This window comes from Campylobacter estrildidarum, from assembly GCF_005406205.1.
Classification (GTDB): Bacteria; Campylobacterota; Campylobacteria; order Campylobacterales; family Campylobacteraceae; genus Campylobacter_D; species Campylobacter_D estrildidarum.
The window spans coordinates 50,383-66,592 of record NZ_NXLZ01000006.1; the positions used below are offsets into that span (position 1 = coordinate 50,383).

Below are 16,210 nucleotides of genomic sequence, written 5' to 3' on the forward strand. Positions count from 1 at the left end.
TTTTAAATTAAACATGATTAAAATTTAGATTTTCATAAAATTACGAAGTATTTTTTTGCCTTGTTGGCTTAAAATAGCTTCTGGGTGAAATTGTATTCCATAAATATTATATTTTTTATGCTTTATAGTCATAATAACGCCTTGAGAATTTTTCGCTAAAATTTTACATTTTTTAGGTATTTTACTTATGTGTAAAGAATGATATAAGCAAATTTTAATGTTATTTTTCACCCCTTTAAAAAGCGGATCTTTTTTAAAAATAAGTGCTGAAGTCTTGCCGTGGGTTGGATTTTCCATTTTGTCAACCTCACCCTTAAAAGCTTTAGCAATACATTGATGTCCTAAACAAATTCCTAATATTTTTTTGGTTTTTTTAAAATGCTTTATTGCTTTTAAACTAAGCTTTGATTCATTTGGAGAATTAGGACCTGGAGAGATGATTAAGTGAGTAAAATTAAATTTTTCTAGTTCTTTTGCTTTTTTAAATTCATCGTTTTTTATAACTTTACATTTATATCCTAGTTCTTTGAGATAAAAAATAATGGTGTAGCTAAAAGAATCGTAATTGTCTATAAATAAAATTTTTTTCATTCTAAACTAACCTTTTTTAATCCACGCACAGAATTAATACAATAAATTTCATCAGCCTCTAGCAAATCTTGTTTGAAAAGCGTTTTTTCTTTAATAAGCTTTAATTGGGTTAAAAAAGAGCGATAAATTCCATCTAATAAACCGCTGTTTAAAGTGGGTGTGTAAAAAATCCCGTTTTTATTGATAAGGATATTACTTCTTGAACCCTCGCAGAGTTCATTTTTTTCATTGAAAAATGCTATATCATAGCATGAATTATTTTTCCACAATGAAGCCTTATCTTCATATAATTTTCTTATAGAGCTTTTATGATATAAAAAATCACTTTTTGAATTTAATTTTTCCTTACTTAAAACTAGGGTATTGTTTGTGTTATCTTTTATATGATGATAAGAAATACAATAATCTCCACTTTTTTTTAAAATAAGTTTTACGATAGCTTGCTTGTGTTTGGTTTTAAGTTTGCTAGTGTAAAATAGATTATGCTCTTTTAAAAAAAGCTTTTTATTTAGTTTGTGGATGCTTAGGTTTAAAAACTCATTCACATCAGCTTTTTCTTGCAATATTTGACTAAATTCTTTAAGTAAAATTTGTATGTTAAAACCAAGTTTTATGGCTGAATTTAAAAGTCTTTGTAGGTGTTGTTTGAAAAATAAAATTTTGCCATTTTTATAATACATAGTCTCAAAAAGAAAAAAATCTTTAGACATTAAAAATTTAGCCTTTAACTTTAATTCATCAAATTCATCATTTAAATTAGAATCCCAAACCAAGCCACCGCCTACACTGTATTGATAATTCTCTCTTTTTTCTAAAGTGCGTATTGCAACGCTAAATTTACTTTTATTTTTATGTATAAGTCCTATAGATCCGCAATAAATTCCGCGTTTTCTTTTTTCAAGATTTTCGATGAGTTTTATGGTTTCAATTTTAGGGGCACCGGTGATTGATCCGCAAGGAAAAAGAGCTTTGAAAATTTTATAATAATCAATATTCTTCTTTAAAGAACCCTTAATTATAGAAGTCATTTGGTGTAAAGTAGGGTAGCTTTGTATTTTAAAAAGTTTTACTTTCATACTTTGTTTTTTAATAAGCTTAGAAAGATCGTTCCTTAAAAGATCAGTAATCATTACATTTTCGCTTAAGTTTTTAATATCATTTTTTAAAAAAAGTTTATTTTCCTTATCTTTTTTTGGATCTTTGTCTCGTTTTATTGTTCCTTTCATAGGTTTTGTGATAATTGTATTCTTTTTCGTTTTGAAAAATAATTCCGGAGAAAATGATAAAATTTCTCGATCTTTATATTTGATATAGGCTCTAAAAGTCGTATTTTGTCTCTTAAGTAAAAGATTAAACAAAGAAAAACCATCAAGTAAGGTTTCAAAATGAAAATTTTGAGTAAGATTTACTTGATAACTTTGCCCTTTAGCAATTGCTTCTTTAACCTTTAAAAAATTTTCTTTATAACTTTGAAAATTTAACCCATTGTAAAAAGAGGGTAAAAACCTATCTTCATCTATAGATAAAATAGAGAATTTTTTTCTTTTTTTATAGACAAAAAATACCAAATAGGATTTTTTACTTTTAAAATGTCTATCATATAAGTATTTGTAAAATTCATAATCGACAAGAGTTATAAAGTAAAATTTATCCTTATATTTTTCTACAAATTTAAAACATTTTTTACTTTGTTTTTGATTGTAAGCTCTTAAAGTATATTTTAAATCATAATACAAATACTTTCCAAAAATTGCAAAATTTTCAGCGTTCACTGATCTCCTTTGCAACTTGTGCGGCAAGTTTTAATTTGTCGTTATCAAAATGAGTATAAATTCTTGAAGTATTTAAGCTTGCGTGTCCTAATGCTTCTTGCACTAAAACTAAATCTTTTTGTTTTTTATAAAGTAAAGTAGCAAAGGTATGACGCAACATATGTGCTCCGTTTTTTTGTTTGCGAATTCCTGCGCGAAATAAAAGCTGTTCTACAATGCGACTAACATAAGATTGGGTTAGGGGAGTGCCTTTTTTATTGACAAAAAGTAGGGTGTCTTTACTCATATAATTAATCTGGACATTTTTAAGTAAATCTTCTATAAGCTCTTTTTTAATCATCACAATGCGATATTTATTGCCTTTTGACCTTATTCTTATAAGGTAAAGATCATTTTCTTCACTGATATCGCCCATTTTTATATTGATGGCTTCATTAACACGAATTCCTGTAAAAATAATGATTTTTATAATGAGTTGATTGCGTATGGTATTTTTTTTAAAATCCGCATTTTCTATAGCATCAAGAAATTTTTTCACTTCTTCTTCACTCATAAATTCAGGAAGTTTAACACCTTTAGAACCTGTAATTCCTGCCCAATTTTTAAGATTGATATCAAAAATATGAGATTTACCATCTTCTTCATTTTGTTTATCTAAAAAATCAAAAAAATTAATCACGGCAATTCGGTGATTTTTTTTACTTGCATCCGATAAAGATCCTGTGATACTAGCTAAAATTTCAACGATTAATTCTTCATCGATTTGTTTTAGAGAATGGAGTTTGTAAAATTTTAAATATTCAAAAAGTTTTTTTAAAGGATTAAAATAGGTATTAACACCGCTCAAGCCTATATTTCTTGCTTTCTTAGCCAAGGAGTCTAATTCTTCTATATTTGCAATGCCTTTGGTAAGTGCAAAATTGATTTTGGCTAAAATTTCTGGATTTTTGAGTTCTTTATTTGAAAGAGAGTTAAGTTTAAATTTTACATATTTAGCTAACCAAAATAAAAAAGATTTTTCAAAACTTTCTTCACAATCTAAAGGATATTTCATTTTAATTCTTTCTTGGTTTTTTATTTTTTTAAATTGTAATATTAACTTAGTAAAAAAAAGCTTTTTATTTTGAAATATTTTTATATGGAAATCAAAATATGTTTTAAAAGTAAAAAATAAAATACATAAAAAAATATGATAAAAGGTAAAAATACATATTAAATTCTAATTTTGTATTGAAAACTATAATTTTCAAACTTTTTTATTTATACAGGAAAAAGTACTACTCTGTATTTATATAAGTATTGATATTTAATGTTTTAAAGCACTTTACATTTTGGATATTTTAAATTTATCCATAAAATTTATTGTATAAATTTACCAGTTTTATTTTGTATTTTGAAAACTAAATTTTAGCTTTATAAATTTTGCAAGAGTAAAAAATTTATTTTCTATTTTTAAAAATTTTTATATCAAAATAACTTTTTTATATTAAAAATTAATAGTAATTTTATTTTAATAATAAAATGAACTATATATAAAAACTTAATAATAAGTTTATTATATAAAAAACATAAAGGAGAAAAATATGAAAAAATCGTAGATTTGTAAAAAATTTTATTATTGCTGTTTGCTTTTTGACAAGTGTGAGTGCTAGTGCGCTTAGCGAAGGTAAAGAATATATAACTCTTAAAAACCCCCCCTATTGCTAATGCTGAAAATTCTTTAATTGAAGTTTTTTTATATCGTTGTACGCATTGTTATGATCACCATAAATTTAATACCATGGGTAAAATTAGGGAAAATTGCCAAATTTAACTTATAAATTTTACCCAGTTAGTTCTATGGGAGATTATGGAAAACAGGCAAATGAAATTTTTGCTTTTGCGGCTTTTAAAGATAAAACTAACAAAATCGATCGATGGTAACCTTTAGTAATTTGTTTTCTATTTGATGCTGTAAAACTTGCGTATTCTCCTGTAACTTTTTAAATTGTTACTTTCTTATTATTTCCTCTTACTTCCTCAGAGCTATGCTGTTTAATTTTAACTTTCTGATTCGCACCTACTTTTAAGATATTAGATAATTTTACATTGGTTTTTTTACAACCATTGACATTTTTAGATTCCGGCAATGTTTTGCATATGTTTTTGTTTAATAAGCTCGATATATTTACCTTCTACTTCTAAAATTTTATCTTTCATTATTATTTTGCTCACAAGTTATTACCTATTTCTATCTTATAATCTTTTTGCATCAACATTATCTATTCCTATGGTTGTGTTAGCTAAAGTAACATAATGATCATTAATATAGCTTATAAATTCATAATCAGTATTTTCTTGAATTTTAAGCGGATCCAATAATAAACCTTGTGCTATTACTTCAGGTTTTTCTTCAAAAGCTTTTAAAGTATTATAAATAATTTCTCTTTTATATCTTGGATAGTTGTATTGAGGCATATTTGTAGTCCCATTATACAAACTTCCATTCACATAAGGTTTATAGAAACTATCACTTCATCTCCAATTCTAGGAGTATGATAAAAACCTGAATGATTACTTGCAATACTAGATACTACTCTTAAGAAAGCAGAATGATGATAGATTTTTCTTTTTGATCAATTTCTTCTTGATTGGCATAGAGATTAATTCTTACCTTAATCCTTCCATACCCATCTGTATAGATGGTATTTCTCCCACTTTCTATATCATTACTCTCACCTATAAATATACCTTGAGTATTATAAGGGGTTAAAACTTGGGGTAAATATAATATCGCTTTTTAATTAGAATAAGATTTGCTTAAATTTAAATCTTTTAATTGTAAATGTTCATTTGTATTTATATTATTAGCTAAAACAGCATCGTCAATTAAGATTTGAGTATTGGCTATGATTATAAAATCTTTAAGAAGCTCTTCTTGACTCTCTTGTTTGATATAAGTTTCATAGTCTAAGTTGATATGATCAGCTAAAGATAGATGATAAATATTGCTTTTTGCTTTTAAACTTTCATTGAGAGTTTTAGTTCTTTTTTCTTTTTGAGAAGAAGGAGTTTTTAAATCAATACTTTGAGTAAAAGAATATTCTGATTCATAAGAGTGTTCATTATAGAAAGTTTTATGATTAGTTCTTCTTCATAAGAATAGGATCAAAAACTTAAAGATAAAAGATTTAAAGGATTTTTTGTATTTACACTAGAATATGTAAAAACATTGGTTCTTAAATTTTACTCTTTGAAGAATTGAGAAATACAAGCTTCATTAAGAGTGTTATTGGTATTAGGATTGTATTTTATATTTTTAATAGATGATTGTGTATAAGCATCACAAAAATAAATTTTATCCTTATCTTCATAAAAAAAGATTCCATTATTGTGAGCTAATCTTGTAATAAAATCTAAATCACTTTCATTATATTGAGAAATGAGTTCTTTATCCTCATGGCTTAAATGGATATTGGAAAAATCAATTTCTTTATCTAAGAGTCCTTGGTAAGAATTAAGAGTTTGCTTGATTACTTCAATTATATTAGTTTGGGTATAGATACGATTGGCTTTATAAGAAAGTCTTATTAAAACTGATTGTATTTTAAATTTAAAAAAATGTTTGTGTGTTAAGGTGTGTGTTTTAGAAGAAGTATTATTAATATTTGAAGAACTTTCTTGATTGACGCCTTGATAATTAACATAGGAGATAATCCCTTGATATTCTTTTACTTCATTGATATCAAAATTTAAAGTTTTATCTTCATAGGGGTTGTTAATGCTTAAGATGGCTTTTTGATCAATTAAAACATTGGAGTGAAAATTAGTATTTTTATTAGATGTGAGTAAATTTTCATCTAAACTTTCAAAAAAACCTTCACATTCTATAGAAAAAAGTTCTTCAAGACTTTCCTTAATAATTGCTTTAGTAATTTTAAAGAGAATGGAATTAATAGTTAAACTTAGATAGCATGAGACTTTCCTTGTGAAATATGATTTCTTATTATTTTAACATAAAAAAATTTTTAAAGGTGTTAAATTTAGAAAGAATTTTTTAAATACAGATTTTCCTTTATTTAGGTTGTCAAATTTGTATTTATTACGTTATAAATTTTCGCTTTTTTCTAAAACCATAAAATATTCTTTTTCTAAATTTTCTAATTGTTTTTGAAGATTTTCTAATTCTTCGCTAAGTTGATTGATCCCAACTTTTTGATAAATTTCTGGATTGGATAAATCTGCATTTAATTTTGCAATTTGTTTTTCCAAAATTTCAATCTTTTCAGGATGATTTTTTAAAATTTCATTTTCTTTGTAACTTAACTTTTGATTTGTTTTTTCTTTTTGCGTATTATTTACATTCTGTATTTGAAGACTTGAAACAAAAGAATCAAATTCATTTATTTCCTTTTCATTTTCAAGATATTCCGTATAAAGAGTATGCAAAACATTAATATAATCTTTTTTTTCAAAAGCATAAAGCTTCGTTGCGATTTTATCCACAAAATATCTATCATGCGACACAAATAAAATCGCTCCTTCAAATTTTAACAAATAATCTTCCAATATATTAATTGTTGCGATATCTAGATCATTTGTTGGTTCATCAAGTACTAAAACATCATATGTTTGGGTAAAAAGTAAAGCCAAGGCCACTCGATTTTTCTCTCCACCACTTAATACTGAAACACTTTTATCTAAAAACTCCTTAGGAAACAAAAAATTTTTTAAATAACCATAAACGTGCATATTTTTATTATGAACTTGCACCCTGTCTCCACCATTGGGACAAAAAATTTCAAGTAAAGTTTTATCTGAATTAACCAAACTTCTTGCTTGATCAAAATACCCTATTCTAATCTCTCCACACTTAATTTCTCCATTATCTTGCTGAATTTGCCCCAATAAAATTTTTAAAAAGGTAGATTTTCCACAGCCATTTTTTCCCACTATAGCTATACGTTCTCCTTGTAAAATACGGGCTGAAAAATCTTTAAAAAGTATTTTTTCTCCCATGCTTTTACTTACATTTTTAAGTTCAAATAACATTTTTTTACGATTGGTTATTTTTTCGTTGTCTGCTTTTAACATAGATCTTGAAATTTCCAATTTTAAACGCTTAATTGCACCTGGATTTTTTTTAGCTTCCTCACGCATTTTAAAAATACGCTCTTTACGACCTTCATTTCTTTTTAATCTTGCTTTAACTCCGCGTTTTAGCCATTCCTCCTCGCTTTTTAATTGCTTCAAAAGAGTTTCGTGGCTTTTAGCAAGGCTTTCTAAAATTTGAGCTTTTTTCTCCAAATAGTTTACATACCCGCCTTTAAAAATACTCAATTTTCCATTATCAATTTCTATACACTTATCTGCAATAGCATCGATAAAATAACGATCATGTGAAATAAAAATCACACACATTTTAGATTCTTTTAGTAAATTTTCTAAAAAACTTGTCATATAAACATCAAGATGGTTTGTAGGTTCATCGAGCAATAAAATATCAGGATTTTTAAGTATAAGTATACAAAGCCCTACTCTGCGTATTTCACCACCACTTAAAGTACATATGGAACGATCAATATATTTTAACAGATCAAATTCTTTTAAAACACGATTGATTTTAGCTTCTATATTCCAGGCATCTTTGCTTTCTATTAAAGACATAACTAAATCCATTTGTTTTAAATACTCTTTGTTTTCTGGATTTTCTTCTAATTTTAAATGTAATTTTTCATACTCTTCTAAAATAGTATAGATGTCTGAAAGTTCTTGCTTGATAACATCTTTGACATTTAAATCGGTATTAAAATCTACGTTTTGAGAAAGCATTGCTATACTTTTTTCATTTTGTCGTATAATCCGACCGCTATCTAAAGTGAGTGTACCTAAAAGCACCTTTAAAAGGCTTGACTTTCCCTCTCCATTTTTACCGATAATAGCAATTTTTTCACCTTCATTGACACTAAAATTTGCTTCACTAAGAACAATTTTTTCATCAAATTTCTTATTTGCATCGATTAAATCTATAAGTGCCATTTTTTAAAAACCTAAAAAATTTCTTTTACAATCAGTATTTAAGATTTTATAACCAAATTTCTTTTGCTTCCGTATGAATTTTATATTTTTTAAGCTCTTTAATAATGCTATCAATTAAATCTTTATTGTCAGTATCTAAAAATATTTCTGGGCTATCACTAGACTTTAATAAAAAATACTTTACTCCAAAAGAATTTAAAGTTTGTTTTAAACAAAATACAGAGTAAATATCGTATTTATCAACTACAAGCTGATAATACTTGTTTTTTTCCTTTAACTCACTAGTATCAACGTCAAAATATAAACTAAATTGCTCCGCTGCTGGAGTAAAATCTTTAGATGGCCATTTGGCAAGTTCTTCTTGCCAAGTAAGATCATTTTTACTTTGTTTTTGAGTATTTTCTTGTTTTATATTTTCTTCTTTTGCAAATTCTGGAATAAAATCAGAATTTATTTTAAATTTCCAAAGCAATACAAAAACTACGATAAGCAAAACGAGTAATAAACTACTCAAAATACCCAAAGTTATATATTTTTTTATCATTCTGCTAATTGATCTTTTATAATATCACCCAGAGTTATTTTATCGTTATTATTAATTTCATTTAAAACTTCGCGCTCTTTCATCTTAGTCAAACTTTTAACGCTTAAACGAATTCTATTTTTTTTCTCGTCAATAAACACTATCGCCGCTTCAATTTCATCGTCAATTTTTAAATTTTCCAACATTGAAGTGTTAATATCCTCTTTGTGAATTAATGCATCAACATTTTTGCTAAGCTCGACAAATACACCAAAATCTTTAATATCGCGAATTTTTCCTTTAACGATATTGCCTACTTTATGAGTTTTAGCATATTCTTGAACAGGAGATTCGCTAAATTCTCTAGTACTAAGAGATATTTTTTGACCTTCTTTGTCTATTTTTATAATTTTAACTTGAATTTTATCACCGCTTTTAAACTTATCTTTGCATTCATCATTTCTCAACCAAGAGGCATCTTCATTATGTAAAAGCCCTTCAATCATTCCAAGATCTATAAAAGCCCCAAAGGCAGTTGTTTGAGTTACTTTTCCATCTACTACATCACCAACTTTGTATTTTTTCACAAATTCATCAAAAGGCTTTGAAAGTAGATTTCTTAGAGATACTCTTAAACGTTTTTCTTCGGAATTGATCTCGATAACTTCAACATCAATTTCCTGTCCTTTGCTTATACAATCTTTAGGATTTTTAATATTTTTATTCCAAGAAATTTCACTAATATGCAAAAATCCCTCAATATCGTTTCCTAAATCCACAAAAGCCCCATAAGGTTCTATATTTGAAACTACAACCTTGATTGTATCGCCTACATCAAGGTTATCTTTAATTTCATTCCAAGGATCAGGTAGGGCGGCTTTAATAGATAAGGAAAGATGTTTACGTTCTTTATTGTAATTTATAATCTTCACCGGAACTTTATCACCTTCTTTATAAAGAAGGCTAGGATTGACAGGTCCTTTATATGAAATTTCACTATAATGGACTAATCCATCAATGCCACCTACATCTACAAACATACCATAGGTAGTAATTTTTTTTACTATCCCGTCTATAACGTTTTCTTTTTGAGCAATATTACTGATCAATTCTTTACGTTTTTTTCTTTCATCATCTAAAATTTTCTTTCTAGAAACAACAATACTCTGCTCTTCTTTATCGATTTTGATAATTTTTACTTTAAAAGTTTTTCCTATAATATTATTACTCTCTTTAAAGCCATACTGTGATTTTGGAAGAAAAAATTCAACATCATTCTCATCAACAACAATAAGACCACCTTTATTTTTTCCAACAACCTTTACTTCAAAACTATTTTCCAAATTTTCTTTATAATTTTTAATAAACTCAATTACTTTTTCTTTTCTTAAAGCTTTTTTATGTGAAAGCAAGGATCTTCCACCACTATAACCCACGATAGCAACCTTAATTCTGTCCCCTATTTTAATATTATTATCTTGAATTTCAACAAGTGGTAAAATTCCTTCAGATTTTTTACCTATATCTACATACACTTCATCGTTTTTAATCTCTACGATTACCCCTTCTGCTACAGCCTCTTCTTTTGATTTGTCAAATGCTTCTAAAAGTTGGCCAAAATCTTCTTCTTCAAGATAATCGTCTAAATCTTGAACTTTATTGTTCGCCTTAATCATTAATATCCTTTAAAATAATTTGAAGTTTTTAATTTAAAAACAAAAATTTATTTTTTGTTAATTTTGTTAAATTGTAGTTTTATTTACCTTTTAAAAAAATAAAATATTATAAAATCAACAATTAAAAGTTTGAATTTTAGCTATTACATTTTTTACAATCCAATCTGGAGTACTAGCTCCCGCGCTAATTCCACAATGTTTTTTACCCAAAAACCATTCTTCTTTTAACTCTGCCTCTGTTTCAATTAAATAGCTATCTTGACAATGAGTTTTTGCTATTAAAAAAAGTTGTTTAGTATTGGCTGAATTTTTACCTCCAACAACTATCACTATATCACTTTTTGTAGAAAGTTCTTTAATTGCATCTTGATTTTTAAATGTTGCATCACAAATGGTATTAAAAACTCTTACTTCTTTAACTTTCAACATTAAAAAATTGACAATTTCCATAAAATGTTCAGGCTTTTTCGTCGTTTGACTCACAACGGCAATTTTATTAGGTAGTTTTACATTTTCAAGTTCTTCTTTATCTAAAACTACATAAGCTTTTGTGCTTACATAACTTTTTACACCTTTAACTTCTGGATGATTTTCATCTCCAAAAATAACTACATCATAACCCTCGTTGCTCATACGCTCACAAATTTGCTGGGGTTTTGTTACAAAAGGGCAAGTTGCATCAAAAATCTCAATATCAGTCTCTTTAAGCTTTTCTAAATCTTGCTTTGTGATACCGTGAGTACGTATAATCGCTTTTTTTTCATTACTCAAAGCATTTATATTTTCTAAAGTTTTAACATTAAAATCTTTTTGCAAACGAAAAATTTCTTCATTATTATGTATAAGTGGTCCTATAGTCGCTGCATCTTTAATTTGCTCAGCTTTTTTAATCGCTCTTTTTACTCCAAAGCAAAAACCATAATTTTTGGCTAATTCAATAATCAATTTTTACTCCCAATCTTGTTAGAATTTCTATAAATTTTGGAAAAGAAGTTTTGATGCATTCGCTATCATCAATTTCCATTCCACAAACTAAACCCAAAATAGCAAAACTCATAGCGATACGATGATCTCCATAACTTTTTATTTTGGCTTTATTTACCCTTCCTCCTTCAATCTCAAAACCATCTTGAAATTCCCTAACATTAATACCACATAACTTTAGATTTTCTACTATAGCCATAATCCTATCGCTTTCTTTTACCCTAAGCTCTTGTGCATTTTTAAGCACTGATTTCCCTTTAGCTACAGAAAAAGCTATAGCTAAAGCTGGAATTTCATCTATAAACCAAGCTATGTTTTCTTTAAGTTTTATTCCTTTAAGTTCACTTGAGCTTGCACTAATTTCTCCTATAGTTTCAAAGCTATTTTGAGTGACTTTTATTTCAATTTTTGCACCCATTTTTTGCAAAATTTTATAAGCTTCTATTCGTGTAGGATTTAATAAAACATTAGTTAATGTTATCTTTGAATTTGGTATAATTACTGCTGCTAAAACAAAATAAAAAGCCGAAGAGGGATCGTTTGGGATAGAAATATCTTGAGGTTTTAATGGTTTTTTTAAATTTGATATTTCAAGCTTTAGCCCATTTTCGCTTATCTTTAAAGGAGCGCCCATTGCTTTTAACATATTTTCACTATGATTTCTACTTAAAGATGGTTCCTTAAATATAGAATTTCCTTTTGTGTTAAAAGCCGCTAAAATCATAGCCGTTTTAATTTGCGCAGATGAAATTTTGCTCTCATAGTTAAAAGAATGTAAATTTTGACCTTCTATGCAAATTGGAGACAAATTTGCATTTTCTCTACCATAAATTCTTGCTCCAATTTGCTTTAAAGGAGTGCAAATTCTGCCCATAGGTCGATTATTAAGGTATTTATCCCCATTTAAAACAAAAAAGCCTGCAATTCCAGATAAAAATCCTATCATTAAACGCATAGCTGTGCCAGAATTTCCACAATCTAAAATACAATTTGGAGAAAGTATTTTTTTAGGTGGAATTATGCTTATACTAGATTCGCTACGTTTTATTTTAGCACCCAAATGTTCTAATATTTTTAAAGTATTTAAAGTATCTTGAGCTAAAAGATAATTTTTTGCCCTATTTTCACCTTGAGTTAAAAGTGAAAAGATTGCAAAACGATGAGAAATACTTTTATCTGCCGCTATATCTAAAATTTCAGTATTTAAAGTAGAAGATAAAGCACTAATTTTCATCTAAGTTCTAGCCCTAAATTTTTAAGGCTTTGCAAAATCTTATCCATGCATTCTGTTACTTGGGCATCTTCTAAAGTCTTATTCATATCCCTAAAAATAAAAGTTATAGTCAAACTATAAAATTTTTTAAGGCTTTTATCATTATATAAATCAACCAATCTAAAACTTTCAAGTATTTCTAAATTTAATTCTTCAATACTTTTTTTAATATTTTTATATTCATATCCTTTAGGCACAAGCACACTAAGATCTCTACTAATCGCTGGGAATTTGGAATAATTTTTAGCAATTTTTAAATCTTGTTTGATTAAATCCAAATTGAGCTCACAAATATAAGTTTTCATTAGATCTTTTTCATTTTCCAACCTTAAATGCAAACGACCTATAAAACCCACATTAAAGTCATTAATATAAATATCAGCTTGCTCATAAGGACTTAAAATATTGTGTTTTGAAGCTTTTAATTCAAAATTTCCAATTATATTTTTAATATCTAAAAGAAAATTATAAAAATTTACAAATTCTGGTTTTGCTTTATTAGAAATTTTAGCTTCTTCTTTATAGCCTGAATGTACAAAAGCGATTTTGTTTAATTCTTCATTATTTTTATTAAAAACAGAACCGATTTCAAAAAGTTTAATAATCTTTTTTGAATTTTTTGTATTTAAACTAGCAGCTTTTAAAAGGTGGTTTAAAAGTGTTGTTCTTAATGTATTTAGTTCTGCATTAATGGGATTTAAAAGCTTGATGCTAACCAAATCAAAGCCTAAATCTTGAAGCTCTATATCATTATCTAAAACATAATGCACACTTTCGAAATATCCATTGCTAACAGCTTTTTTTCTTAATCCTACAAAATGCTTATAATTTTCATAAGTTAAATTCAAACGATTTTTCTCTACTAGTTCTAAACCTTTAGAGGTAATATTATCAATTCCTATAATGCGTACAACTTCTTCACAAACATCTGCCAAATTTTTTACATCTGATCGACGCATTGGAATTTCAATATTTATAAGTTTATCGTTTGAAAATACTATCTTAAAACCTAATCTTTTAAGAATATCTAAAATCACATCCTTACTAATATTTTGACCTATTATTTTATTAATGCTTTCAATATCTATAGGTATACTCAATAATTGTTTGTTAGATATGGTTTTTTGAGAAGAGCTATATACAATCAAATTGTGAGTTTGCTTAAAGATATTAAGAAGAAATTCCATTCCTAAATTTAATTCCGGTTCGCTTCCTCTAAAGCTTCTATAAATGATTTTTTCATCTTGTTTTTTATAGCTCAACTTCGCATTGGCTATGATATTAGGATCGGTATAGTTTGCCTCAATAATCACCACTTTAGAATCATCTTTATTTTTATATTTTTCTTCTTGATAAATTCCGCTAATACTTATAAGTTCATCTTTACAAGAAATTTTAGTTTCTCCACAACTTCCTTTATCTAGATTTAAAATTATTTCTTCATTTTCTTTGGCAAAATCACTAAGATCATAAGCATTAAATAATACCCCAGTTGAATGCATAACATAGTTTAATAAATTTTGAATAGGATCTTTTTGTAAATTTTCAATCTGTGCTAATCTTAAACTAATTACTAAATTAGTTTGAATTTTTTCTTTAATTTCTATAACTCTATAATTATAAAAACTATTTAAATTCTTTTTAGCATTTAGCCGCAAAATCCTTCCTATACCTAAAACATTTTCATCTTTCACAAAGGGGTTTATTTTTTTTAAATGCAATTCCAAAGCAACAGCTAAATCGCACGCTATCCCATATATACTTAAACAATCACCACGATTTGGTGTAAGCTCTACCTCAATCAAGGCATCATTGAAGATTTTGTAAGAATTTAATGCTTTTCCAAGCTCTAAATTTCCTATACTTTCATCTAAAATCATTATACCTTCGTTAATTTTACCAAAGCCTAATTCCTCGCTTGAGCAAAGCATACCATAAGATTCTACACCTCTTAACTTAGCATCTTTAATTTTTATACCATTTGGCATATAAGCGCCTTTAAGAGCAACAGCAACATATTGCCCTTGTTCTACATTTTTTGCACCACATACAATTTGTAGAATTTTACTTCCTATATCTACTTGGCAAATACTAAGCTTATCAGAATTTTCATGTTTTGTTTTCTCTTTTACAAATCCAACTACAATTTTATCTGGAACTTTTAAATTGCAAATTTTATCTACTTCAACCCCTATTGAATTTAATTTATAAGCAATTTCATCTACAGATTTATCTTCAAGATCTAACCAATCATTTAACCAACTTTTAGTAATTATCATCTAAATTGCTCCAACAATCTTAAATCACCTTCAAATAAAGATCTCAAATCAGGAATATGATGCAAAAGCATAGCAAAACGCTCTACTCCTAAACCAAAAGCATAACCGCTTACACCTTTATAACCTACAAAATTAAACACATTAGGATCGACAACTCCACATCCTAAAACTTCAAGCCACCCAGTTTGTTTACAAACCCTACAACCACTCCCTTTACAAAATACACATGAAATATCAACTTCTGCAGAAGGTTCAGTAAAAGGAAAAAAACTCGGACGAAAACGAATTTTTATATCACCAAACATATAATGTAAAAATTCCTCTAAAACATTTTTCAAATGAGCAAAGCTTACCTTTTGTCCTTCTTCTACAACAAGCCCTTCGATTTGATGAAACATTGGAGTATGAGTTATATCAAAATCTCTTCTAAACACTGCACCAGGAGCTATCATTCTAATAGGTGGTTTTTGAGTTAACATTGTTCTAATTTGCACGGGTGAAGTTTGAGTTCTTAAAAGTCTTTTATCATCAAAATAAAAAGTATCTTGCATATCCCTAGCTGGATGAGATTTTGGTAAATTTAAGGCTTCAAAATTATGAAATTCATCTTCAATTAAAGGGCCTTTTTCAATGCTAAAATTTAGACTCGTAAAATACTCCACGATTTTATCCATTGTACTCATTACAGGATGTAAAGCTCCTGTTGTAACACTTTCATCAAAATAATTAAAATCAAGTACATCTTGCTTCATTTTTTCTTCCAAAGCAAGATTTTCTAGAATTTTAAATTTTGATAAATAAGCCTTATTAAAAGCTTCTTTTTCTAAATTTAAAGTTCTTGCTAGTTCTTTTTTAACATCACCTTCTAAATTTTTAAGTTTTGAAAAACTTTCAGTCAAGACGCCTTTTTTTCCTAAAACAGAAACTCTAATAGCCTCTAGTTCATTTAAATTTTTACATTTTTCAATCTGTTTAATAAATTTTTGCAATTTTCTACCTCAATCAATTTCAATATTATTTTAATTTTATTAAAAACTATTTTAAATTAAGCATAAAAACTAAATTTTAAGATATAATTATACAAGCTAATATTA

General features: G+C 27.1%; 14 protein-coding genes. 1 reads left to right on the top strand and 13 read right to left on the bottom strand.

The annotated features are described in order from the left end of the window. Positions 1-24: 24 nt before the first annotated feature. The 3 genes from CQA69_RS04485 to CQA69_RS04495 are packed head-to-tail and all read right to left on the bottom strand — an operon-like array spanning position 25 to position 3,417. Positions 25-591, bottom strand: a complete 567-nt coding sequence (locus CQA69_RS04485) for an anthranilate synthase component II (protein ID WP_137620608.1) — start codon at positions 589-591, stop codon at positions 25-27. Further along, positions 588-2,363, bottom strand: a complete 1,776-nt coding sequence (locus CQA69_RS04490; protein WP_137620609.1) for a bifunctional chorismate-binding protein/class IV aminotransferase — start codon at positions 2,361-2,363, stop codon at positions 588-590. Before CQA69_RS04490 ends, CQA69_RS04485 begins: the two co-directional genes overlap by 4 nt. Beyond that, positions 2,353-3,417: a tyrosine-type recombinase/integrase gene (locus CQA69_RS04495; protein WP_137620610.1), complete on the bottom strand. Its 1,065-nt coding sequence runs from the start codon at positions 3,415-3,417 to the stop codon at positions 2,353-2,355. Before CQA69_RS04495 ends, CQA69_RS04490 begins: the two co-directional genes overlap by 11 nt. A gap of 746 nt (positions 3,418-4,163) precedes the next feature. Between CQA69_RS04495 and CQA69_RS09275 the strand changes: the two genes are divergently transcribed. Next, on the top strand, positions 4,164-4,286 hold the full coding sequence (locus CQA69_RS09275) for a thioredoxin domain-containing protein (RefSeq protein ID WP_281275577.1): 123 nt from the start codon (positions 4,164-4,166) through the stop codon (positions 4,284-4,286). A gap of 312 nt (positions 4,287-4,598) precedes the next feature. On the opposite strand, the gene CQA69_RS08970 is transcribed toward CQA69_RS09275, so the two are convergent. The 10 genes from CQA69_RS08970 to pheS form a co-directional block, all read right to left on the bottom strand. Then, positions 4,599-4,820: a hypothetical protein gene (locus CQA69_RS08970; RefSeq protein WP_171000336.1), complete on the bottom strand. Its 222-nt coding sequence runs from the start codon at positions 4,818-4,820 to the stop codon at positions 4,599-4,601. A gap of 29 nt (positions 4,821-4,849) precedes the next feature. Further along, positions 4,850-4,966: a phage baseplate assembly protein V gene (locus CQA69_RS09325; protein WP_342773388.1), complete on the bottom strand. Its 117-nt coding sequence runs from the start codon at positions 4,964-4,966 to the stop codon at positions 4,850-4,852. A gap of 622 nt (positions 4,967-5,588) precedes the next feature. After that, positions 5,589-6,299 (bottom strand): contractile injection system protein, VgrG/Pvc8 family, encoded by a 711-nt coding sequence (locus CQA69_RS09145; RefSeq protein ID WP_342773389.1) that lies wholly within the window; start codon positions 6,297-6,299, stop codon positions 5,589-5,591. 150 nt (positions 6,300-6,449) lie between these two features. After that, positions 6,450-8,381, bottom strand: a complete 1,932-nt coding sequence (gene abc-f / locus CQA69_RS04505) for a ribosomal protection-like ABC-F family protein (protein ID WP_137620611.1) — start codon at positions 8,379-8,381, stop codon at positions 6,450-6,452. A 46-nt stretch (positions 8,382-8,427) separates the two neighbouring features. Next, positions 8,428-8,922 (bottom strand): hypothetical protein, encoded by a 495-nt coding sequence (locus CQA69_RS04510; protein WP_137620649.1) that lies wholly within the window; start codon positions 8,920-8,922, stop codon positions 8,428-8,430. Beyond that, positions 8,922-10,580, bottom strand: a complete 1,659-nt coding sequence (locus CQA69_RS04515) for a 30S ribosomal protein S1 (RefSeq protein WP_137620612.1) — start codon at positions 10,578-10,580, stop codon at positions 8,922-8,924. The genes CQA69_RS04510 and CQA69_RS04515 overlap by 1 nt, the downstream gene beginning before the upstream one ends. Positions 10,581-10,694: 114 nt before the next feature. Further along, positions 10,695-11,525, bottom strand: coding sequence for a 4-hydroxy-3-methylbut-2-enyl diphosphate reductase (locus CQA69_RS04520; RefSeq protein WP_137620613.1), 831 nt, complete (start codon positions 11,523-11,525; stop codon positions 10,695-10,697). Beyond that, positions 11,515-12,798, bottom strand: a complete 1,284-nt coding sequence (gene aroA, locus CQA69_RS04525) for a 3-phosphoshikimate 1-carboxyvinyltransferase (protein WP_137620614.1) — start codon at positions 12,796-12,798, stop codon at positions 11,515-11,517. Before aroA ends, CQA69_RS04520 begins: the two co-directional genes overlap by 11 nt. Beyond that, positions 12,795-15,116, bottom strand: coding sequence for a phenylalanine--tRNA ligase subunit beta (pheT, locus tag CQA69_RS04530; RefSeq protein WP_137620615.1), 2,322 nt, complete (start codon positions 15,114-15,116; stop codon positions 12,795-12,797). The genes aroA and pheT overlap by 4 nt, the downstream gene beginning before the upstream one ends. Further along, a complete protein-coding gene (gene pheS, locus CQA69_RS04535; protein ID WP_137620616.1) occupies positions 15,113-16,105 on the bottom strand; it encodes a phenylalanine--tRNA ligase subunit alpha in 993 nt (330 codons plus the stop codon). The genes pheT and pheS overlap by 4 nt, the downstream gene beginning before the upstream one ends. Between the last annotated feature and the right edge of the window lie 105 nt (positions 16,106-16,210).

Bases quoted from the DNA above. Each gene is read 5' to 3' on its own strand.
- CQA69_RS04485 (WP_137620608.1), bottom strand. From the start codon at position 591: ATGAAAAAAATTTTATTTATAGACAATTACGATTCTTTTAGCTACACC.
- CQA69_RS04495 (WP_137620610.1), bottom strand. From the start codon at position 3,417: ATGAAATATCCTTTAGATTGTGAAGAAAGTTTTGAAAAATCTTTTTTA.
- CQA69_RS08970 (WP_171000336.1), bottom strand. From the start codon at position 4,820: ATGCCTCAATACAACTATCCAAGATATAAAAGAGAAATTATTTATAAT.
- abc-f (WP_137620611.1), bottom strand. From the start codon at position 8,381: ATGGCACTTATAGATTTAATCGATGCAAATAAGAAATTTGATGAAAAA.
- CQA69_RS04515 (WP_137620612.1), bottom strand. From the start codon at position 10,580: ATGATTAAGGCGAACAATAAAGTTCAAGATTTAGACGATTATCTTGAA.
- aroA (WP_137620614.1), bottom strand. From the start codon at position 12,798: ATGAAAATTAGTGCTTTATCTTCTACTTTAAATACTGAAATTTTAGAT.
- pheT (WP_137620615.1), bottom strand. From the start codon at position 15,116: ATGATAATTACTAAAAGTTGGTTAAATGATTGGTTAGATCTTGAAGAT.